Source organism: Mycobacterium shinjukuense, assembly GCF_010730055.1.
GTDB lineage: Bacteria > Actinomycetota > Actinomycetes > Mycobacteriales > Mycobacteriaceae > Mycobacterium > Mycobacterium shinjukuense.
In genome coordinates this window covers 859750-879857 of record NZ_AP022575.1, presented here as the reverse complement: position 1 = coordinate 879857, position 20108 = coordinate 859750, and the positions used below count along the sequence as shown (strand labels likewise).

Annotated in this window: 17 protein-coding genes, 2 tRNA genes and 1 pseudogene; 5 read left to right on the top strand and 15 right to left on the bottom strand. The window is 66.0% G+C overall.

Features of this window, described 5'->3' with window-relative positions:
- Positions 1-5 precede the first annotated feature (5 nt).
- The 5 genes from ndk to G6N20_RS03820 form a co-directional block, all read right to left on the bottom strand.
- Complete coding sequence (gene ndk / locus G6N20_RS03840) at positions 6-416, bottom strand: nucleoside-diphosphate kinase (protein WP_083046277.1); 411 nt, start codon at positions 414-416, stop codon at positions 6-8.
- 279 nt (positions 417-695) lie between these two features.
- On the bottom strand, positions 696-1091 hold the full coding sequence (locus tag G6N20_RS03835; protein WP_083046276.1) for a DUF4233 domain-containing protein: 396 nt from the start codon (positions 1089-1091) through the stop codon (positions 696-698).
- Positions 1088-2530: a bifunctional tetrahydrofolate synthase/dihydrofolate synthase gene (gene folC, locus G6N20_RS03830; protein WP_083046275.1), complete on the bottom strand. Its 1443-nt coding sequence runs from the start codon at positions 2528-2530 to the stop codon at positions 1088-1090. The genes G6N20_RS03835 and folC overlap by 4 nt, the downstream gene beginning before the upstream one ends.
- Positions 2527-5178 carry a valine--tRNA ligase gene (locus G6N20_RS03825; RefSeq protein WP_083046274.1) on the bottom strand — a complete coding sequence of 884 codons (2652 nt, stop codon included), beginning with the start codon at positions 5176-5178 and terminating at the stop codon, positions 2527-2529. Before G6N20_RS03825 ends, folC begins: the two co-directional genes overlap by 4 nt.
- 68 nt (positions 5179-5246) lie before the next feature.
- Positions 5247-6506, bottom strand: a complete 1260-nt coding sequence (locus tag G6N20_RS03820) for a saccharopine dehydrogenase family protein (protein WP_083046273.1) — start codon at positions 6504-6506, stop codon at positions 5247-5249.
- Between the two features lie 78 nt (positions 6507-6584).
- Here G6N20_RS03820 and G6N20_RS03815 point away from each other — a divergent pair, with 78 nt between their 5' ends.
- On the top strand, positions 6585-7748 hold the full coding sequence (locus G6N20_RS03815) for an FAD-dependent oxidoreductase (RefSeq protein ID WP_083046272.1): 1164 nt from the start codon (positions 6585-6587) through the stop codon (positions 7746-7748).
- Between the two features lie 76 nt (positions 7749-7824).
- Here the strand turns inward: G6N20_RS03815 and G6N20_RS21000 are convergent, their stop codons facing one another.
- Positions 7825-8376, bottom strand: coding sequence for a transglycosylase family protein (locus G6N20_RS21000; RefSeq protein WP_142271857.1), 552 nt, complete (start codon positions 8374-8376; stop codon positions 7825-7827).
- A 212-nt stretch (positions 8377-8588) separates the two neighbouring features.
- Between G6N20_RS21000 and G6N20_RS20620 the strand changes: the two genes are divergently transcribed.
- Complete coding sequence (locus G6N20_RS20620) at positions 8589-9044, top strand: hypothetical protein (RefSeq protein ID WP_179961514.1); 456 nt, start codon at positions 8589-8591, stop codon at positions 9042-9044.
- Positions 9045-9294: 250 nt separating this feature from the next.
- On the opposite strand, the gene mobA is transcribed toward G6N20_RS20620, so the two are convergent.
- The 5 genes and pseudogenes from mobA to clpX form a co-directional block, all read right to left on the bottom strand.
- On the bottom strand, positions 9295-9900 hold the full coding sequence (gene mobA / locus G6N20_RS03800) for a molybdenum cofactor guanylyltransferase (protein WP_083046270.1): 606 nt from the start codon (positions 9898-9900) through the stop codon (positions 9295-9297).
- Between the two features lies 1 nt (position 9901).
- Complete coding sequence (locus G6N20_RS03795; protein WP_083046269.1) at positions 9902-10993, bottom strand: 2-oxoacid:ferredoxin oxidoreductase subunit beta; 1092 nt, start codon at positions 10991-10993, stop codon at positions 9902-9904.
- Positions 10981-11064, bottom strand: a pseudogene (locus G6N20_RS20995) (hypothetical protein); the annotation flags it as partial. The pseudogene G6N20_RS20995 and the gene G6N20_RS03795, both read right to left, overlap by 13 nt.
- Before the next feature lies 1 nt (position 11065).
- A complete protein-coding gene (locus G6N20_RS03790; RefSeq protein WP_142271864.1) occupies positions 11066-13027 on the bottom strand; it encodes a 2-oxoacid:acceptor oxidoreductase subunit alpha in 1962 nt (653 codons plus the stop codon).
- Positions 13028-13306: 279 nt separating this feature from the next.
- A complete protein-coding gene (gene clpX / locus G6N20_RS03785) occupies positions 13307-14587 on the bottom strand; it encodes an ATP-dependent Clp protease ATP-binding subunit ClpX (RefSeq protein ID WP_083046267.1) in 1281 nt (426 codons plus the stop codon).
- 288 nt (positions 14588-14875) lie between these two features.
- Here clpX and mmuM point away from each other — a divergent pair, with 288 nt between their 5' ends.
- On the top strand, positions 14876-15781 hold the full coding sequence (gene mmuM / locus G6N20_RS03780) for a homocysteine S-methyltransferase (RefSeq protein WP_083046266.1): 906 nt from the start codon (positions 14876-14878) through the stop codon (positions 15779-15781).
- Positions 15782-15801: 20 nt separating this feature from the next.
- Here the strand turns inward: mmuM and clpP2 are convergent, their stop codons facing one another.
- The 4 genes from clpP2 to G6N20_RS03760 form a co-directional block, all read right to left on the bottom strand.
- Positions 15802-16437, bottom strand: a complete 636-nt coding sequence (clpP2, locus tag G6N20_RS03775) for an ATP-dependent CLP protease proteolytic subunit ClpP2 (protein WP_083046265.1) — start codon at positions 16435-16437, stop codon at positions 15802-15804.
- The gene (gene clpP1, locus G6N20_RS03770; protein ID WP_142271863.1) at positions 16434-17018 is read right to left on the bottom strand and encodes an ATP-dependent CLP protease proteolytic subunit ClpP1; all 585 of its coding nucleotides are present in this window, start codon (positions 17016-17018) and stop codon (positions 16434-16436) included. Before clpP1 ends, clpP2 begins: the two co-directional genes overlap by 4 nt.
- A 132-nt stretch (positions 17019-17150) precedes the next feature.
- Complete coding sequence (gene tig / locus G6N20_RS03765; RefSeq protein WP_158084738.1) at positions 17151-18536, bottom strand: trigger factor; 1386 nt, start codon at positions 18534-18536, stop codon at positions 17151-17153.
- 34 nt (positions 18537-18570) lie between these two features.
- Positions 18571-18647, bottom strand: a tRNA-Pro gene (locus G6N20_RS03760).
- Positions 18648-18781: 134 nt separating this feature from the next.
- Here G6N20_RS03760 and G6N20_RS03755 point away from each other — a divergent pair.
- Both G6N20_RS03755 and G6N20_RS03750 read left to right on the top strand, forming a co-directional pair.
- A tRNA-Gly gene (locus tag G6N20_RS03755) sits at positions 18782-18852 on the top strand.
- A 33-nt stretch (positions 18853-18885) separates the two neighbouring features.
- Positions 18886-20070, top strand: coding sequence for a serine hydrolase domain-containing protein (locus G6N20_RS03750; protein ID WP_083046262.1), 1185 nt, complete (start codon positions 18886-18888; stop codon positions 20068-20070).
- Positions 20071-20108 lie beyond the last annotated feature (38 nt).

The window sequence follows — 20108 nt, the reverse complement described above, 5'->3', positions numbered from 1 at the left end:
TGGCGTTAGACGCCGGGAAACCAGAGCGCGATCTCGCGCCGAGCCGACTCGGCCGAGTCCGAACCATGCACCAAGTTGAACTGCGTTTCCAGGCCAAAGTCACCGCGGATGGTGCCCGGCGCGGCCTGTGCCACCGGGTCGGTGCCGCCGGCAAGCTGGCGAAACGCCTCGATCGCGCGCGGGCCAACCACGATCGCGGCCACCACCGGTCCGGAGGTAATGAACTCCAGCAACGATCCGAAAAATGGCTTGCCTTCGTGTTCGGCGTAATGACGGCTGGCCAGCTCCTCGCTGACGGTCCTGAGCTCTAGGGCCGCGATGGTGAGGCCTTTGCGCTCGATGCGGCTGATGACCTCACCTATCAACTGGCGTTCTATGGCGTCCGGCTTGATCAATACGAGGGTCCGTTCGGTCACGGTGCCCAACAGTAGGTGACCGCCGAGGGATGCCCAAACCTGGATGCCGACACGTCGCCGATCCCAATCTTGAGCCAGCGACCGCCACGATCACACACGGCATCGGCGACCTCCAGATGCATCCTGCAAGCAAAGAACTAACCGTCGGAAACCTCCCCAGAGGCCGGTTGGAAGCTTATCCATCGACTCGTCGCTGAACATGTGGACCGGCGAGCGGGTGGTCGGCAAGCCCCGGCAAATCGTGAAATACGCCGACTCATAGGCCGCGCCTGGCGGGACTCACCTGCCCGCGGCCGACGATCCGCGTTCCTGCCGGCCTCGGACCTCCGCGCGCAAGTAGGCGATCAGGATCCACAATGCGGCAAACAGCACACCGATGAAACCCACGCCGGGGTATACCACGAAGCCGGCGATGGGGATCGTCTGCACGCCCAAATTCACCCAGATAGCCCAAGGTTTGCGCTGCAGACCGGCCAGCAGGATCAGCAATGCGGCCAACCCGATCAGGTAGACCAGCGACACCGCAGTCAGACCGCCGCCGACCGCACCCACCACCGGCAAGCCCAGCAGCACCACGATCGCCTCCAGGATCAGCGTCGCGGCCATCACCGCCCCGAAACTCCGCCACGGGTCCGCCCGCGGTGTCGGGGCCTGATCCTCGGGGAGCTCAGTCATTCGGGATCACGACCGAACAAGGTGCGCGCGGCCCCGGCGGTGACCACCGAGCCGGTAATCACGATTCCGGCGCCCGAGCACGCGTCACCTGCTGCCGCGGCGTCGTCGACCAGCGCGGTCGCCGCGTCGATAGCGTCGCGCAGGTTCGCTGCGGTGGTCACCCGGTCGGGTCCGAACCGCTCCCGTGCCGCCAACGCCAGCGATTCCGCGTCCAGCGCCCGCGCCGACCCATTGTGGGTCACCACGACGGAATCGAACACCGGCTCGAGCGCGGCGAGGATGCCGTCGACGTCCTTGTCGGCCATCACGCTAAGGACACCGACCAGCATCCGGAAGTCGAACTCGGCGGCCAGCGTCTGGGCCAGTGCCGCCGCCCCGGCCGGATTGTGCGCGGCATCGATGAACACCGTTGGCGCGCTGCGCATGCGCTCCAGCCGCCCGGGGCTGGTGACGGCGGCGAAACCGGCCCGGACCGCCTCGACATCAAGTTGACGCTGCGCGCCGGCGCCGAAAAACCCCTCGACGGCGGCAAGGGCCACCGCCGCGTTGTGCGCCTGGTGTTCACCGTGCAGCGGCAGGTAGATGTCGGAGTACACCCCGCCCAGACCCTGCAGTCGCAGCACCTGCCCGCCGACCGCGACCCGTCTGCCCAGCACCGCGAATTCGGAATCCTCCCGGGCCACCGCGGCGTCGGCGGCGACCGCCTGGGCCAGCAGGACCGCCATCACCTCCGGTGTCTGACGCCCGATGACGGCGACGGTGTCTGGCGAACCCTCGGCCGCCCGGGTGACGATGCCCGCCTTCTCGCCGGCGATCGCGGTGATGTCCTGCCCCAGGTAGTCGACGTGGTCGACGCTGATTGGGGTGATGACCGCCACCGGCGCGTTGATCACATTGGTGGCATCCCAACGTCCGCCCAGACCGACCTCGACCACGGCGACGTCAACGGGTGCGTCCGCGAACGCCGCGAACGCCATCGCGGTGACGACCTCGAACTTGCTCATGGCCGGCCCACCGGCGGCCGATGACTGCTGGTCGATCATCTGGACGAACGGCTCGATCTCCCGGTACGTCGCCACATACTGGGCCGGGCTGATCGGCAGGCCGTCGATGCTGATGCGTTCCACCGCCGACTGCAGGTGTGGGCTGGTGGTTCGGCCGGTGCGTTGCTGTAGCGCGGTCACCAACGCGTCGACCATCCGCGCAACCGAGGTCTTGCCGTTGGTGCCCGCGATGTGGATCGACGGGTAGTTCAATTGCGGTGAGCCCAGCAGGTCCATGAGTGCGGCGATGCGGGTCAAGCTGGGCTCGATGCGGGTCTCGGGCCAGCGCTGGTCGAGTAGATGCTCGACTTGCAGCAGAGAGGCAATCTCGTCCGGCGTCGGCCCCGTATTGCTAGCCGGACGGTGCTTCCACCAGGCCGGCGATCCGGAATTCATTGCAGCGCAGCCAACCTGGCCGCGATCCGGTCGGCTTCCTGTTGTGCTAGCCTCCGGCGGTCGCGGATCTTGTCGACGACGGCTTCCGGTGCCTTGGCCAGAAAGTCCGCGTTGGCCAATTTGGCGCCCGTCGATGCCAGCTCCTTTTGCGCTGTGGCCAGGTCCTTTTCGAGGCGGCGGCGCTCGGCGGCGACATCAATGGTGCCTGAGGTGTCGAGTTGGACGATGACCGTACCTCCGCGCAGCCGTACTTCCAGCGACACCGACGGCCGGAAGTCCGGACCGGCTGCGGTGAGCCACGCCAGCGACGAGATGGCGGCAACCTGGCCATCCAGATCCGAGCTCTGCACCCCGGACAGCCGTGCCGGTACCTTCTGCCGGTCCGCCAACCCCTGATCGCTGCGGAACCGTCTCACCTCGGTAACCAGCTTCTGCAGGTCGTTAATCCGTTGCACAACAACATGATCCAGTTCGGTGGCCGAAGATTGCGGCCAGTCGGCGATAACCAGAGACTCCTGGCCTGTCAGCGCTTGCCACAGCGACTCGGTAATGAACGGGATCACCGGGTGCAGCAACCGCAGCAGCGTGTCCAACACGGTGGCGAGCACTGCGGTGGTATGCGTGATGCCCTCGGCCAACTGGGTCTTGGCCAGTTCGACATACCAGTCGCAGAATTCGTCCCAGGTGAAGTGGTAAAGCGCCTCGCAGGCGCGGCTGAACTCGTAGCCATCGAAAGCCGAATCAACTTCGGCCCGGACCTCTTCCAACCGTCCGAGAATCCAGCGATCGGCGTCGGTCAGCTCGTCAAGCGCCGGCAAGGGGGCCACCGCCGCGCCGTTGAGCAGTGCATACCGGGTGGCGTTGAACAGCTTGGTACAGAAATTGCGCGACGCCCGCACGGCATCCTCGCTGACGGCCAAGTCGCCGCCGGGACTGGCGCCGCGCGCCAGTGTGAACCGCAGCGCGTCGGCACCGAACTTCTCAATCCAGTCCAGCGGGTCGACGATGTTGCCCTTGGATTTGCTCATCTTGCGACCAAACTCGTCGCGGATCAGCCCATGCAAGAACACGTCGGTGAACGGCACCTGGGGGCCGCGGCGGCCGTCGAGCGTGATGGCATCGTCGCCCCCGACGAAGGTGCCGAACATCATCATCCGGGCGACCCAGAAGAACAAGATGTCGTAGCCGGTCACCAGAACGCTTGTCGGATAGAACTTCTCCAGCTCCGGAGTCTTGTCCGGCCAACCCAACGTGGAGAACGGCCACAGCGCGGACGAGAACCAAGTATCCAGCACGTCGGGGTCCTGCTCCCACCCCTCAGGGGGCGTTTCGTCCGGGCCCACACACACCTGTTCTCCGTTGGGTCCGTACCAGATCGGGATACGGTGGCCCCACCACAGCTGCCGGGAGATGCACCAGTCGTGCATATCGTCGACCCAGGAGAACCAGCGCGGCTCGAGGCTGGTTGGATGAATCACGGTGTTCCCGTTGCGAACCGCATCACCGGCGGCCTTGGCCAACGACTCCACCCGCACCCACCACTGCAGCGACAGCCGAGGCTCGATGGGCTCGCCGCTGCGCTCGGAGTGCCCGACGCTATGCAGATAGGGGCGCTTCTCTTCGACGATCCGGCCCTGCGCGGCAAGCGCCTCGCGCACCGCGACCCGGGCCTGGAAGCGGTCCATGCCGTCGAATTGCGTTCCGGTGTCGACGATTCGGCCCTTGGTATCCAGGATCGAAGGCATCGGCAACTGATGCCGCAACCCGATTTCGAAGTCGTTGGGGTCGTGAGCAGGTGTGACCTTGACCGCGCCGGTGCCGAATTCGGGGTCCACGTGCTCGTCGGCGACGATGATCAGCGATCGGTCTACGAAGGGGTGCGGCAGCCTGGTTCCGACCAGGTGACGGTAACGTTCGTCGTCTGGGTGGACCGCAATCGCGGTGTCGCCCAGCATGGTCTCCACTCGGGTGGTGGCCACCACGATGTGGGGCTGCGAGTCCTCGAGCGAGCCGTACCGAAACGACACCAGCTCGCCCTCGATGTCGAGGTAGTTGACCTCGAGGTCGGAGATCGCGGTTTGCAGCACCGGCGACCAATTGACCAGCCGCTCGGCCCGATAGATCAGCCCGGCGTCGTAGAGCCTCTTGAAGATCGTGCGCACCGCTCGCGACAGGCCCTCGTCCATGGTGAACCGGTCCCGGCTCCAGTCCACGCCGTCACCAAGACGCCGCATCTGGCCACCGATGGCACCGCCCGACTCGCGCTTCCAGTCCCAGACCAAGGCGGCGAACAGCTCCCTGCCGAAGTCCTCCTTGGTCTTGCCATCCGCGGCCAGCTGATTTTCCACCACGCTCTGGGTGGCGATTCCGGCATGGTCGGTGCCCGGCTGCCACAGCACCTCGTAACCCTGCATACGCTTGCGGCGCGTCAACGCGTCCATCATGGTGTGTTCCAGCGCGTGGCCCATGTGCAGGCTACCGGTCACGTTGGGCGGCGGCAGCACGATCGAATAGGCCGGCTTGGTGCTGGTGGGGTCGGCGGTGAAGTAGCCAGCGTCCAGCCACTTCTGATAGATCGCGCTCTCCATCGCGGCCGGATCCCACGACTTAGGCAGCTGATCGGCGACGGGGCGGGAGCTGGCGGTCACCGGTCAATTCTAGGTAGCGTCTCCCCGCGGCCTGACAGCGCCCGAATCCGCAGGTGAAATCGCATCGCTCAGCCCGCTAACCGCTCCGTTTGCAGGGTCACACCCGCAGCCGGCAACCGCGCCAGCAGGGCGTCTCCCATCGCGGCCGCGGGGGTCAGCACACCACGCAGTTCGGAGAGCGTGTCGCGGTCCAACGCCAGCGCAAGACCACACTCCCCCAACAACACCGAGGTGGCCTGGTAGCCGGGGTCGCCCCGCTGCTGCATGCGCGCAACATAGCGCGCACCGCCGGTCGTGGTGGTGTACGTCTCGACGCGGTAGTAGCCGCGTTCCCGGGCCGCCGCGCTGGGGCCAGTGCCGGGTTTGGGGACAACATGATTCACCAGCCCACGCGGCAGCAGCCGAAAATAACGGCTGCCGAACCCGAACGTCGCATTGACGGCCCCGGTCACGACGGCCGCCCCCAGTGGCGCCAGGGGCGACGACCCCAGGCTCATGGTTTCGCTGTAGCGGAACCGCGGGCCGTACGCCCAGTCCAGTAACGCGTTGGTACGTCGCACGATCCGGGTGTTGTAGGGCGCCATCACGAAGCCCGCCGTCCACAAACCCGCCAGTTCCGGCGCGATCTGGCGACCGCGCCGCAACGGCAGATCCGGTTGCGAACCGAGCTCGGGCTCCGCGGCTCGGTCAGGGGTCAGGGTATACGGGTCGAAGAGCTGACGGCGCACGTCGGGGTCGCTGGAGGCGGTGCGCAGAATCTCCAGCATGGAGGCGAGGGTGCCGCCGGAAACCCCGCCCCGGAAGGACCGCACCACAAAGTTGGTGTCGGTCAGCTCGCCGGCGGCGTCCTCCCGCGCCGCCCGGTACAGCGCGTAGACACTCAGATCCGACGGCACCGAGTCGAAGCCACAGCCGTGCACGATGCGGGCGCCGGTGTCGGCGGCTTGCTTGTGGCACAGATCGATGCTGTCGCGGACGAAGTTCGCCTCGCCGGTCAGGTCGGCATAATCGGTGCCCGCGGCCGCACATGCGGACACCAGCGGCAGCCCGTAGCGGGTGTACGGCCCCACCGTGGTGATGACGACCTGGGTGCGAGCGGCCATCTCATTCAGAGTCGATGGCGACCCGGCGTCGGCGGCCACAACCGGCCAGGACCCGGCGGATTCGCCCAGGGTGTCGCGAACCGCGAACAGACGGTCGGTCGACCTGCCGGCCAGTGCGATCCGCGCATCTCCCCCAGCCCGGGCCAGATACTCGGCGGTCAGCTTCCCCACAAATCCCGTCGCGCCGTACAAGATGATGTCAAATTCGCGTGCTGTCGCGGTCATCGCCCCGACGCTACCAACGGCCCCGCTCCTCCACAGCGGCAGTCCCGGCTGCATCGTCGCGGCGCTTAGGTTGGCCGCATGGGACCGCGAATTGTCGTCATCGGAGCGGGTATCGCCGGCCTCGCGACCGCCGTCGCGCTGCGGCAGCGGGGTTGCGACGTCAGCATCATCGAAGAGCGCACCGACACCTCGCCCGGTGCCGCCATAAGTATCTGGCCCAACGCGCTGGCAGCACTGGACAGCCTCGGCTTGGGTGACGCCGTCCGGGCGGCGGGCGGCCGGGTGACAGTGGGTGCGCTCCGCTGGCGGGACGGCTCATGGCTGCGCCGCGCCGCGGCCGAGACGTTGGTCGCCGCGCTCGGCGAGCCACTGGTCGTGGTGCAGCGCTCGACGCTGCGCGACATCCTCACCGCAGCGGTGGGCCGCGGCACCATCGAATACGGGCTGGCGGCCCACGGACTCGCTGCCACCGGCGACGGGATGCAGATCAGGTTGTCCGACGAGACGTTCCGTCACGCGGACGCGGCGATCGGGGCCGACGGGATCGGCTCGATGGTGGCGCGCTATCTCAACGGCCCAGCGACCCGCCGCTACGCCGGCTATACCGCGTGGCGCGGCATCGCCACCTGTGCCATGGACCCTGAACTGGCCGGAGCGACGCTGGGACCCGGAGTGGAAACCGGCCATGTCCCGATGGGGCCGGACCGTACATATTGGTACACCACCGAACGCGCGCCCCAAGGGCGGCTGGCGGCCGAAGGAGAGCTGGCATATTTGCGCACCAAACTGGCCGCATGGCCAGAACCGATCCCGAACCTGCTGGCTGCCACGGCGCCGACCGACGTATTGCGCAACGACCTCTACGACCGCGGCCCCGCCCGGCACTGGGCACGCGGAGCGGTGGTGCTAGTTGGCGATGCGGCCCACCCAATGCGCCCACATCTGGGCCAGGGCGGCTGTCAAGGCATCGAGGACGCGGCGATCCTGGGGGCCTTCCTGGATCGGACCGCCGACTTGGCGACCGCGTTCGCGCGGTTCGCCGCATTCCGCCGGCCGCGGGTCACCTCACTGGTGCGCGAATCGGCGTTGATCGGCCGGGTCATCAACGTGCGTCCAGCGTTTCTCGGTGCGGCCGCCATCCGCGCCACCGGACTGGTGCCGGAGGCCTTGTTCACCCGACATCTGGCAACGGTGGCGGCGCGTTCGGCGTTCGTGTTACCCGCCGACGGTGATACCAGGTAGACCAACGAACGACGAGGTGCCGGGCCCAACGGCCCGGCACCTCCGGTACGTTACGGCTCAGCCGTCGCGCTGTGGGTCAGCCGCGCCGGCCGCAGACCGGCCAGGCGCCGATGCCCTGCGAACGCAGCACATTCTCCGCCACCCGGATCTGCTCCTCACGGCTAGCGTTAGCAGCCGATCCCGAGCCACCGTTGGCACGCCAGGTGCTGGCTGTGAATTGGAGGCCGCCGGAGTAGCCGTTGCCGGTGTTGATCGACCAGTTCCCACCGGATTCGCACTGAGCGATCGCGTCCCAGTTCACGCTGTATGCCTTGACGGGCGCGGGGGACGCGTCGGCGGGCGACAGCTCGCCGTCCGGCGCCGGCGGCTGGGGATGGACATCCTCTGGTCCCGGATCGGGCGCCGGGGGCAAGTCGACGGGCGCGATCGCGGCATCCGGAGCCGCCGGCCCGTCCGGGTCGAATCCGACGAGCTCGGGCGCGGCCGACACGTTGGGATCGAAGCCCGCAGCCTCCGCGCTGGGCGCCGCGTTCGGGTCCACATCATCTGCATTGGCGATACCGGATGACACAGCCACGAGAGTCCCGGTGATCGCGGCGACGGCAAGCGTCTTACGGACGGTCGTCAACTTTGTTCCTTTCGCGGTGCGCGCGCGCCAAAGCCAGCCCACAGGTATGGGTTGGGTGCCTGGTCCGTCGACATTGCTGCTTTAGGACGTGCCGTCTCGTTCCGGCACGACAGCGGAGGACGTGATATGTCCGGTGCGGCTACTAGCCACCGCCCACGGGGGCGGTCAGCCAAACTCCGGCGCCGTCCCCGGCTCCGCTCACACGCGGGTCCGTGGATTCAGTTATTACTAATTGCCCGTTTTCGGACTATCAGGACCGTACGATAACGATTTGGATTCGTCATCCCGACAGAAACAGATATCAGTCCAATAACGGGTCGATCACGGCGCGGGCCGCAGGAATATTTATGCAGGTCAAGCTGGTATTTTTGGTGGATATCGAACAAGGGGGCCAGCGGTACGATCGTGAGCCGAATCACGCCAATATTGTGAGCTGGAACACTAATTTGCCGAAGCGATCACTTGTCGGCCCGGGCGGAACGCCGCACAGCGTCGTGATCCTGGTCATAGGCCCACTCGCCCCCGAAGTTTTGCGCACCGCTGCGCCATTTACCGGCGGCACCGGTCCGCACGCACTGGCCCAAGTCGGCGGCAGAGCAACCACACGATCGACGAACACCGATAGCTACCAACAATTTTCGTGCCGACCACCCTGGCTCGCCGGGTGATCATCCTACCGGTGCCGACACCATCGCCCCGAGGTTCACGCAACGGCGTTTGCTGTTGGCGGAATTTCGCCGAGTCCGGCGCGGATGTCGCGTTACCCAGCTTTGCTATGGCTCAACGGAATACGCACCCGCCTCGACCCAAAGGATGCGGCGGCCTGCACAGGGAAATTAATACTTATAACAAGATCGAAATAAGGAAGACGCCGAAGCGCTCAGAATATACATGACTTACCGACAGGTTGCGCAGGAATTAACGTCCAGACCGCGACGGCGCGGGCAGGTCCCCGGCGGAATTCACGTTGGTCAGCGGCCGGGAATCGGGCAGCACGATGTGCTGAGCGTCCGAAGCCGCGACCAGCTCGCTCATCTTGCGCTGGCCGGCGGCCACCAACGCATCGACCCGGTCGGCCAGGTCGGTCCGGTATACCGCTGCCAGGTAGTGGCTGCGACCGTCCCACGGCAGCACCACTTCAGCGTTGGTCTCCGCAGCCAGGCGGACTAGCTCATCGATCAATTGCACCGTGAGATAAGGCATGTCGACGGCACAGACGAACGCGAACCGGGCACCGGCGTCCGCGGCGGCACGCAGTCCACGCCCGGTCGCCGGCAACGGCCCCAGCCCCGGCAGCTCATCGCGGAGTACGGGCACCGGCAGCGTGGGCAACGGCTGGCCCGGGGCGGCCATCACGAACACATGCGCGCAGCGCTGGGCGAGAAGGCCGACCATATGCTCAACCAACGTCGTGGTCCCCCCCGGAACCGGCAGGGTCGCCTTGTCACGGCCCATCCGCCGGGATTCGCCTCCTGCCAACACGACCCCAGCCAGAGAAGCATGGTCAGGCACGGATGCGGTCATCTCAGTCGACGGTCCAGGTATCGCGCCCACGCAGCAGCGATTGCAGCGCCGCGGCGTCGGACGCGGCCGCACCCGCGGCCGTCGCGACCTGCGAGCGGGCCGCGTCATCGTAGGTGGGCCGGTTGACGTGCCGGAAGATCCCTAGCACGGTGTGCTCCAGGTTCTGGTCGGACAGCCGTGACAGTGCGAACGCATAGGCCGCGTCGTCGGCGTGCGCGTCGTGCACCACAATCTCCTCGACGGCCACGTCGGCCGTCTTGGCGACGTCGAGACCGAACCCGGACTTCACCACACAGTATTCGCCATTGGCGCCGAACCTAATGGGCTCGCCGTGGCGGACATTGATCACCCGCTCTTCTGCGCCCTCCTTGCGCAGCGCGTCGAATGAGCCGTCGTTGAAGATCGGGCAGTCTTGCAGGATCTCGACCAGGGCTGCGCCGCGATGCTGGGCCGCCGCGCGCAGCACTTCCGACAGGCCGGCGCGGTCTGAGTCCAGTGCCCGGCCAACGAAGGTCGCCTCGGCGCCCAGCGCCAATGACACCGGGTTGAAGGGGTGATCCAGCGAACCCATCGGTGTCGACTTAGTGATCTTGCCGACCTCCGACGTCGGCGAGTACTGGCCCTTGGTCAGCCCGTAGATCCGGTTGTTGAACAACAGCACCGTGATGTTGACGTTGCGGCGCATCGCGTGGATCAGGTGGTTGCCCCCGATCGACAACGCATCGCCGTCGCCAGTGACCACCCAGATCGACAGGTCCTCGCGGGCCAGCGCTAAACCGGTCGCGATCGCCGGTGCGCGGCCGTGGATCGAATGAAACCCGTAGGTCTCCAGGTAGTACGGGAACCGGCTGGAACATCCGATGCCGCTGATGAACACGATGTTTTCGCGACGCAACCCGAGTTCGGGCAGGAAGTTCCGGATGGTGTTGAGGATGACGTAGTCACCACAGCCCGGGCACCAGCGCACCTCCTGATCGCTGGTGAAGTCCTTGGGCTTCTGCGGCTGGTCGGTCGTCGGCACCCCATCGTGTTTGGTCGACCTCGGAGCCACACCGAGGTCGATGCCCGCTAGATTGCCGGTCACGCTAGACATGCGCGCCGCTCCTCCTCATCGCTGCGTCCCCGGCAAGCGGGTAGTACCCCCACTGCATCGTCGCCGGCGCGGTCACGCGTTTGCCCCCGCTCCCACCGTAGCCGCTCCCAGTCTGGCAACCATCGTCTTGTCCTGCTCGATCTCGGCCAGCCGCCCACCCAGCGCGGCGCGAATGACACGGCCTATCTCGTCGGCAAGGAACGAAAGACCCTGAACCTTGGTGACCGATTGCACGTCGACCAGGTACTTGCCGCGCAGCAGTAGCGCCAGCTGACCCAAGTTCATCTCCGGCACCACCACTTGCGGGTAACGCCGCAGCACATCGCCCAGGTTCGCCGGGAACGGGTTCAAATACCGCAGATGAGCGTGCGCGACCTTGATGCCCCGGCGCCGCGCACGCCGGCACGCTTCACCGATCGGACCGTAGGAACTGCCCCACCCAATCAGCAACAGCTCAGCGTCTCCTGTCGGATCGTCGACCTCGAGATCTGGGACGCGGATACCGTCGATCTTGGCCTGGCGCAACCGCACCATCAGGTCATGGTTGACGGGCTCGTAGGAGATGTCGCCGGAGCCGTTGGCGGCCTCCAGCCCGCCGATGCGGTGTTCGAGACCAGGAGTGCCGGGAACGGCGAACTGACGGGCCAAGGTCTCCGGGTCGCGAGCATAGGGCTGGAAGGGTTCGTCCGGTCTGGCGTATTTGTGCTGGATGGGATCGAGCGCGCTGACATCCGGGATTCGCCACGGCTCCGAGCCGTTGGCGATGGCGCCGTCGGACAGCACAATCACCGGGGTGTGGTAGGACACGGCGATGCGCACCGCCTCGAGAGCGGTCGCGAAACAGTCCGACGGCGACCGCGGCGCCAGCACCGCCACCGGAGACTCTCCGTTGCGGCCGTATAGCGCCTGCAACAGGTCAGCCTGCTCGGTCTTGGTGGGTAGACCGGTCGACGGCCCACCTCGTTGAACGTCAATGACCAGCAGCGGCAGCTCGGTCATCACTCCCAGGCCGAGCGCCTCGGACTTCAGCGAAATGCCCGGACCCGACGTGCTGGTGACCCCCAAGGCACCACCGTAGGCGGCGCCCAACGCCGCGCAGATGCCGCCGATCTCGTCTTCGGCCTGGAAGGTGATGACATTGAAGTTCTTGTGTTTGGACAGCTCGTGCAGGATGTCGGACGCCGGCGTAATCGGATAACTGCCCAGCACCACCGGGATGTTGGCCAGTTGACCCGCCACGATGATGCCGTAGGCCAGCGCGGTGTTGCCCGAGATCTGCCGGTACTCACCGGGCGGCAGTGTCGCCGGAGGCACCTCGTAGGTGGCGCCGAAGGCCTCGGTGGTTTCGCCGTAGTTCCAACCCGCCTTCAGCGCCAGCACGTTGGCCTCGGCGACGTCGGGCTTGCGGGCGAATTTCTCCCTGATGAAGTTCTCGCTGTGTTCCAGCTCCCGCCCGTACATCCACGACAACAAGCCCAGCGCGAACATGTTCTTGGCGCGCTGGCCGTCCTTCTTCGACGCACCGATCGCCTCGACAGCCCGCAGCGTCAGCGAGGTCATCGCAACCGGGTGCACGACGTAGTCGTCCAGCTCGTCGGACTCTAGCGGGTTGGTCACGTAACCCACCTTGGTCAGGTTGCGCTTGGTGAACTCGTCAGAATTCGCAATCACCATTCCACCGCGGGGCAGGTCGCCGATATTGGCCTTCAGCGCCGCCGGGTTCATCGCCACCAGCACGTCGGGCCGGTCACCGGCGGTCAAGATGTCGTAGTCGGCGATTTGAATCTGGAAAGACGAAACTCCGGGCAAGGTGCCCGCGGGTGCCCTGATCTCGGCGGGGTAATTCGGCTGAGTCGCCAGGTCGTTGCCGAAAAGCGCTGCCTCCGAGGTGAATCGGTCGCCGGTGAGCTGCATGCCGTCGCCGGAGTCCCCGGCGAAACGGATGACGACGTTTTCCAGACGCTGCCGTACCGGTGCGGGACGGGCAGCCGCGGCATGAGCCTCCGGCGCGGCTCCGCTGCCGTTCGGATCCACGTCTCCGCCCTCCATCTGTTAACCGGACAGGCACTCCGCTGCAGTTTCAGACTATGCGACGTCGGAGCGACTCCCCCGCCCTCACGATTTATGTCACTGGCGGTACCGATTATGACACTTCTTGTTGGGTGTATTGCCAGGTCCAACGCCCTATTACCGGCGAGTGCGCGACCAAAAGCCGAAGTCAGCGCCGGAGCTGCGGTGAGGACAAACCAAACTGTGGTATTCGTCACTTTTCAGGGAATCCGATCCGCCGGCGCTCCCGCTTCAGACGCCACCTTAGGCACTCTTGTCGCGACGCTCGCTGCGCGACGGCTTGCGCGGCACGATCGTCGGCAACACGTTGTCCTGCACGGTTTCCTTGGTCACCACCACCTTGGCGACGTCGTCACGGCTCGGGATGTCATACATCACGGGCAGCAGGACCTCTTCCATGATGGCCCGCAACCCACGGGCGCCGGTGCCGCGGTGAATCGCTTGGTCGGCGATCGCTTCGAGCGCGTCGTCGGTGAACTCCAGCTCCACGCCGTCCATTTCGAACAGCCGGGTGTACTGCTTGACCAGGGCGTTCTTCGGCTCGGACAGGATCCGAACCAAGGATTCCTTGTCCAGGTTGGTGACCGAGGCAACCACCGGGAGGCGGCCAATGAATTCGGGGATCAACCCGAACTTGATCAGGTCTTCGGGCATCACGTCGGCGAAGTGGTCGGTGGTGTCGATCTCGGCCTTGGACCGGACCTCGGCACCGAAGCCCAACCCACGCTTGCCGACGCGCTCGTAGATGATCTTCTCCAGCCCGGCGAACGCGCCCGCGACGATGAACAGCACATTGGTGGTGTCGATCTGGATGAACTCTTGGTGCGGGTGCTTGCGCCCGCCCTGCGGCGGAACCGATGCCTGGGTGCCCTCCAGAATTTTCAGCAGCGCCTGTTGAACGCCCTCACCGGAGACGTCACGGGTAATCGACGGGTTCTCGCTCTTGCGGGCGATCTTGTCTACCTCGTCGATGTAGATGATGCCCGTCTCGGCGCGCTTGACGTCGTAGTCGGCGGCCTGGATCAGTTTGAGCAAGATGTTCTCGACGTCCTCACCGACGTAGCCGGCCTCGGTCAGCGCGGTGGCGTCGGCGATGGCGAACGGCACGTTGAGCATCTTGGCCAACGTCTGAGCCAGGTAGGTCTTGCCGCAGCCGGTAGGTCCGAGCATCAGGATGTTGGACTTGGTCAACTCAACCGGCTCGTGGCGGGAGTCGCGGCTCTTCTCGCCGGCCTGGATCCGCTTGTAGTGGTTGTAGACGGCCACCGCCAGCGTGCGCTTGGCGGTGTCCTGCCCGATGACGTAGCCCTCGAGGAACTCCCTGATCTCGGCGGGCTTGGGCAGCTCATCGAGTTTCACATCGTCGGCGTCGGCGAGTTCCTCTTCGATGATCTCGTTGCACAGGTCGATGCACTCGTCGCAGATATACACACCGGGGCCCGCAATGAGCTTCTTGACCTGTTTTTGGCTCTTCCCGCAGAACGAGCACTTCAGCAGGTCACCGCCGTCTCCGATGCGCGCCATGATGCTGATGGCCTACTTCCTGGTCGCCGTTCGTCTTGCTCTGTCGCGTGTAATCACCGACGCTACCCGCTTTCTCCGGCCCACCGCGACCGTTAGCGCCGAATAGCGTCAGTGGTATTCACGCCCCTCGTCCGAATGAAACATATAGCCCGATGGGGTCCACCACTCGCCGAGACGCGCAATCCGTGTCTCTGGCGTGTCGCGGTCGTTACGTCACCGAGGCCGCTGAACTAACGGACCCCGCGCGACGGTGGGCGGATCCCCAGCTGCTCACCTTACAGTGACCATGTGGAATTGGTCGGCGATTCCGTGCTGATCAGTGATGGCGGCCTGGCCACCGAACTCGAGGCGCGCGGCAACGACCTGTCCGACCCGCTATGGTCGGCGAAGCTGCTGCTAGACGCTCCACAGGAAATCAGCGCCGTGCATACGGCGTACTTTCGCGCCGGCGCCAAGATCGCCACGACCGCCAGTTACCAAGCCTCGTTCGAGGGTTTTGCGGCGCGCGGCATCGATCGTGACCATGCCGTCGGGCTGTTGCGGCGCAGCGTCCGTCTCGCCATCGCCGCGCGCGAGGACGTCGGCGCCGATGATCTCTGGGTCGCCGCCTCGGTCGGGCCGTACGGCGCCGCGCTCGCCGACGGGTCCGAGTATCGCGGACGTTACGGCCTGTCCGTCGCGGCTTTGACCGGGTGGCATCGGCCGCGGCTGGAGGCGTTGGCCGCGGCCGGGGCGGACGTGCTGGCCCTGGAAACCATTCCCGATACCGACGAAGCCGAGGCCCTCGTCAACCTGGTGCACCAGCTCGGCGTGCCGGCCTGGCTCAGCTACACGATCGACGGAGCGCGGACACGTGCTGGGCAGCCACTGGCCGACGCGTTCGCGGTGGCCGCGGGCGTGCCCGAGATCGTGGCGATCGGCGTCAACTGCTGCTCACCCGACGACGTGCTACCGGCGATCGCACTCGCGGACGTCGGTAAGCCGGTGATCGTCTACCCCAACAGCGGTGAGCGTTGGGATGTCCGGCGCGGCGCCTGGGTGGGTCCGCGGCGGTTCTCGGGGCGGCTCGCCTCTCGGTGGGTTGCGGCCGGGGCACGCATCATCGGCGGCTGTTGCCGAGTACGGCCGAGCGACATCGCCGAAATCTGCCGAACGTGCACACAGGGCGGAAATTCGGCCGAAAACCCGCCCTGATTACACGTTCGGCGAAAACGCTAGGCGGTCTGCGCCGACAGCTTCCGGTATTCGAGGACCGTGTCGATGATGCCGTAGTCCTTGGCCTCTTCGGCGGTCAGGATCTTGTCCCGGTCGGTGTCCTTGCGGATCACCGCGGCGTCCTTGCCGGTGTGACGGGCCAGTGTGGCTTCCATCAGCGTGCGCATCCGCTCGATCTCGGCGGCCTGGATCTCCAAATCGGAAAACTGCCCCTGGATCACGCCCGACAAGGACGGCTGGTGGATCAGCACCCGTGCGTTGGGCAGCGCCATCCGCTTGCCCGGAGTTCCGGCGGCCAGCAGCACCGCGGCCGCGGACGCGGCCTGACCGAGGCACACCGTCTGGATGTCGGCTCGCACGTATTGCATGGTGTCGTAGATGGCCATCAGCGAGGTGAACCCGCCGCCCGGCGAGTTGATGTACATGGTGATGTCACGGTCGGGATCCTGCGACTCCAGCACGAGCAACTGCGCCATGATGTCGTTGGCGGACGCGTCGTCGACCTGGACGCCGAGGAAAATGATGCGTTCCTCGAACAGCTTGTTGTAGGGGTTGGACTCCTTGATCCCGAAGCTGGAGTGCTCGATGAAGGACGGCAGGATGTAGCGCGCCGAAGGTGAGATCTGAGGATTCATCGCGATGCTCCGTTGACGTGGGCGCGGGTGATGATGTGGTCGACAAAACCGTATTCCAGGGCTTCCTGGGCGGTGAACCAGCGGTCGCGGTCCGAATCCGCCTCAATGCGTTCGATCGGCTGACCGGTGAATTCGGCGTTGAGGCGGAACATCTCTTTCTTGATGACGGCGAACTGCTCGGCCTGGATGGCGATATCGGCGGCGCTGCCGGTCACTCCGCCCAGCGGCTGGTGCATCAGGACGCGCGCGTGCGGCAGCGCGTAGCGCTTGCCCTTGGTGCCTGCCGCTAAGAGGAACTCGCCCATCGAGGCGGCCATGCCCATGGCGTAGGTGGCGATGTCGCAGGGCGCCAGGACCATGGTGTCGTAGATCGCCATGCCGGCGCTGATCGATCCGCCGGGGGAATTGATATATAGCGAGATGTCTTTGCTGGCGTCCTCGGCGGCGAGCAGCAGAATCTGTGCACACAACCGGTTGGCGATCTCGTCGTTCACCTCCGAACCCAGGAAGATGATGCGCTCGGAGAGCAACCGCTCATAGACCGAGTCGGTGAGGCTGAGGCCCTGCGAGTTCAAACGCATGTCAGTCACGACTGGGGTACCTGCTTTCTCGAAGTTCTCCTATGCACCGACCCTAACCAACCGGGCACGGTGTTTGGCGATCACGCACCCTGCGAAGCGGGCGCGTTCGCTCACAGCGTCATCGCCCGACCGCTAGCCGGACCCAGCGGCCTCCTGGGCGTCGACCTCGTCGGTCCCGTCGGGTGCGTCCACCTGGGGGCGCTTGCCGAACACCTCGCCGGTGTCGATCGTGTTGCCGTCGGTGTCGGTGACCGTCGCGGCCTGGGCCACGGCCCTGATGGCCAGCTCGCGCCGCACGTCGGCGAACATCGACGGCAGCTGGTTGTGCTCTTGCAGGTAGGCGAACAGCTGTTGCGGCTCGATCCCGTATTGCCGAGACGTCGTAAGCAGCCGCTCGCTGAGGTCATCCTGGCCGACCTGGACCTGCAGGTCATCGGCCAAAGCATCCAACAGCAGCTGTCTCTTGACGTCCTTCTCCGAGGCGCTGCGCGCCTCGGCGTCGAACGCCTCGCGCGACGAACCCTGCTCCACCAGCAATTCGTTGAACCTGCCCTCGTCGTGGTTGAGGCCGCGGAGCGCGCTGTGTATCACGCTGTCGTACTGGGCCTGGACATACGACTCCGGCAGTGGCACGTCGACCTGCTCGAGCAGAGCGTCGATCGTGGCGTTGCGAATCTGCTCCGCCTGGCGGGCGCGCTTGGCCGCGAGCACCTGTTCGCCGAGGTTGGCCCGCAGCTCCTCGATGGTGTCGAACTCGCTGGCCAATTGCGCGAATTCATCGTCGGGTGCCGGCAGTTCGCGTTCTTTGATCGACCGGACGGTGACGGTGACCTGCGCGTCCTTTCCGGCGTGTTCGCCCTTGGCCAGCTTGGCGGTGAACACCCGGGACTCGTCGACGGACAATCCGACAACGGCATCGTCGAGACCCGCGATCAGCCGGCCGGAACCGACCTCATGGGACAATCCTTCGGCGGCGGCGTTGGGGACGTCCTCGCCGTCCACGGTGGCTCTCAGGTCGATCGTGACAGAGTCGCCGACGGCCACGGGCCGGTCTACCGCGGTCAGGGTGCCGAACCGGGCGCGCAGCGACTGCAGTTCGGCGTCGACGTCGTCGTCGCTGACTTCGATCGCATCGACCGTGACCTGCAGCGCGCTCAGATCCGGGAGGGTGATCTTGGGGCGGACGTCGACCTCGGCGGTAAAGGTCAGGTCCTGGCCGTATTCCTTTCTGGTGACCTCGATGTTGGGCCGGCCCAGCGGCTGGATTTCCGACTCGGCCAGCGCCTGCCCGTACCGGCTGGGCAGTGCCTCGTTGACGATTTGATCGAGCATCTGCTCCCGGCCGAACCGCGCCTCGAGGAGCCTGATCGGGGCCTTCCCGGGCCGGAAGCCGGGCAACCGCACCTGTTTGGCCAGCTCCTTGTAAGCCCGCTGGAAATCGGGCTCGAGCTCGGCGAAAGGCACCTCCACATTGATGCGAACCCGGGTGGGGCTCAACTGCTCGACGGTGCTCTTCACGGCTGTGCTCCTTGTTGTCGTTCCAGCGATCGACTGGTCGGGGTGACAGGATTTGAACCTGCGGCCTTCCGCTCCCAAAGCGGATGCGCTACCAAGCTGCGCTACACCCCGCGCTGACCTCGCGATCCTACGGCCCGGCAGCCCCAGCTCCGCAGCGGCCTCGCAGACCTCACAGAGCGGTCACGTAACCGCGTCGATTAGATTTGATCTCCACCACCACGTACAGTCTCGCTCGACTAATACACGCGGGCGTAGCTCAATGGTAGAGCCCTAGTCTTCCAAACTAGCGACGCGGGTTCGATTCCCGTCGCCCGCTCGGGGTTAAGCATCTGCTGAACAGAAAGGCGCCATGAGCGACGTCGAGATCAACGGCTCGTGCGCGCCGGAATTCATCAGGGTACGCGACGCGTTCGTGGGCAACTTTGCGCTGCGTGACGAGATCGGCGCGGCGGTCGCGGTGTGGGTGGACGGAGACCTCGTCGTCAACCTCTGGGGAGGTTGGGCCGACGCCGCCAGAACGCGGCCCTGGCAGCACAACACCCTGGGCACCGTGCTGTCCGGCACCAAGGCCTTGACCGCCACCTGCGTCCACCAGCTCGCCGACCGCGGTGAGCTCGACCTGCACGCGCCGGTGGCCCGCTATTGGCCCGAGTTCGGCCAGTCCGGCAAGGAAGCCATCACCGTTGCCATGGTGCTGAGCCACCGCTCCGGCGTCATCGGACCCAACACAAGGCTGAGCTGGCAGCAGGTCGCCGATTGGGACTTCGTCTGTGAGCGATTGGCCGTCGCTAGGCCGTGGTGGGAGCCCGGCACCGCCCAGGGCTACCACATGACCACCTTTGGCTTCATCCTCGGCGAGGTGTTCCGTCGCGTCACGGGTCGCACGGTCGGTCAATACCTGCGCGCCGAGATCGCCGAGCCGATCGGCGCCGACGTCCACATCGGCTTGTCCCCGGCCGAACAACGCCGCTGCGCTGATCGGGTGAACAAGCCGCACGCCCGAGACCTGCTGGCCGACGTGCAGGCCCCCGGCTACCCGACCAGCCTGGACGAACACCCCAAGGCAGCGCTGTCGATATCGATGGGTTTCGCCCCCGACGACGAACTGGGCTCCAACGACCTGCAGCTGTGGCGCCAGCTCGAGTTTCCCGGCACCAACGGGCAGGTGTCCGCGCTGGGATTGGCGACCTTCTACAACGCGCTCGCCCAGGAGAAGCTGCTCAGCCGCGCGCACATGGACCTGGTCCGGGTGTCGCAGGGTGGCTTCGACACCGATCTGGTGCTGGGCCCGCGGGTCGCCGACCACGGCTGGGGTCTGGGTTACATGCTCAACCAGCGTGGCATCAACGGGCCCAACCGGCGCATCTTTGGCCACGGCGGGCTGGGTGGCTCGTTCGGGTTTGTCGACCTCGAGCACCGGATCGGCTACGCGTATGTGATGAACCGGTTCGACGCCAGCAAGGCCAACGCCGACCCGCGCAGCGTCGCGCTCAGCAACGAGGTCTACGCCGCGCTCGGGGTCACCGTGGGCTGATGCATGCTCGGCGCCCTCACCGGTCGCCGCTGAAGCCG

What these genes read in the sequence shown, in the direction of transcription:
- clpP1 (WP_142271863.1), bottom strand. Translation starts at nt 17,018, where the DNA reads ATGCGTTTGAACTCGCAGGGCCTCAGCCTCACCGACTCGGTCTATGAG.
- G6N20_RS03820 (WP_083046273.1), bottom strand. Translation starts at nt 6,506, where the DNA reads ATGACCGCGACAGCACGCGAATTTGACATCATCTTGTACGGCGCGACG.
- G6N20_RS03795 (WP_083046269.1), bottom strand. Translation starts at nt 10,993, where the DNA reads ATGTCTAGCGTGACCGGCAATCTAGCGGGCATCGACCTCGGTGTGGCT.
- clpP2 (WP_083046265.1), bottom strand. Translation starts at nt 16,437, where the DNA reads ATGAATCCTCAGATCTCACCTTCGGCGCGCTACATCCTGCCGTCCTTC.
- mobA (WP_083046270.1), bottom strand. Translation starts at nt 9,900, where the DNA reads ATGACCGCATCCGTGCCTGACCATGCTTCTCTGGCTGGGGTCGTGTTG.
- clpX (WP_083046267.1), bottom strand. Translation starts at nt 14,587, where the DNA reads ATGGCGCGCATCGGAGACGGCGGTGACCTGCTGAAGTGCTCGTTCTGC.
- G6N20_RS03750 (WP_083046262.1), top strand. Translation starts at nt 18,886, where the DNA reads ATGAGCGACGTCGAGATCAACGGCTCGTGCGCGCCGGAATTCATCAGG.
- folC (WP_083046275.1), bottom strand. Translation starts at nt 2,530, where the DNA reads ATGAATTCCGGATCGCCGGCCTGGTGGAAGCACCGTCCGGCTAGCAAT.
- G6N20_RS03815 (WP_083046272.1), top strand. Translation starts at nt 6,585, where the DNA reads ATGGGACCGCGAATTGTCGTCATCGGAGCGGGTATCGCCGGCCTCGCG.
- G6N20_RS03835 (WP_083046276.1), bottom strand. Translation starts at nt 1,091, where the DNA reads ATGACTGAGCTCCCCGAGGATCAGGCCCCGACACCGCGGGCGGACCCG.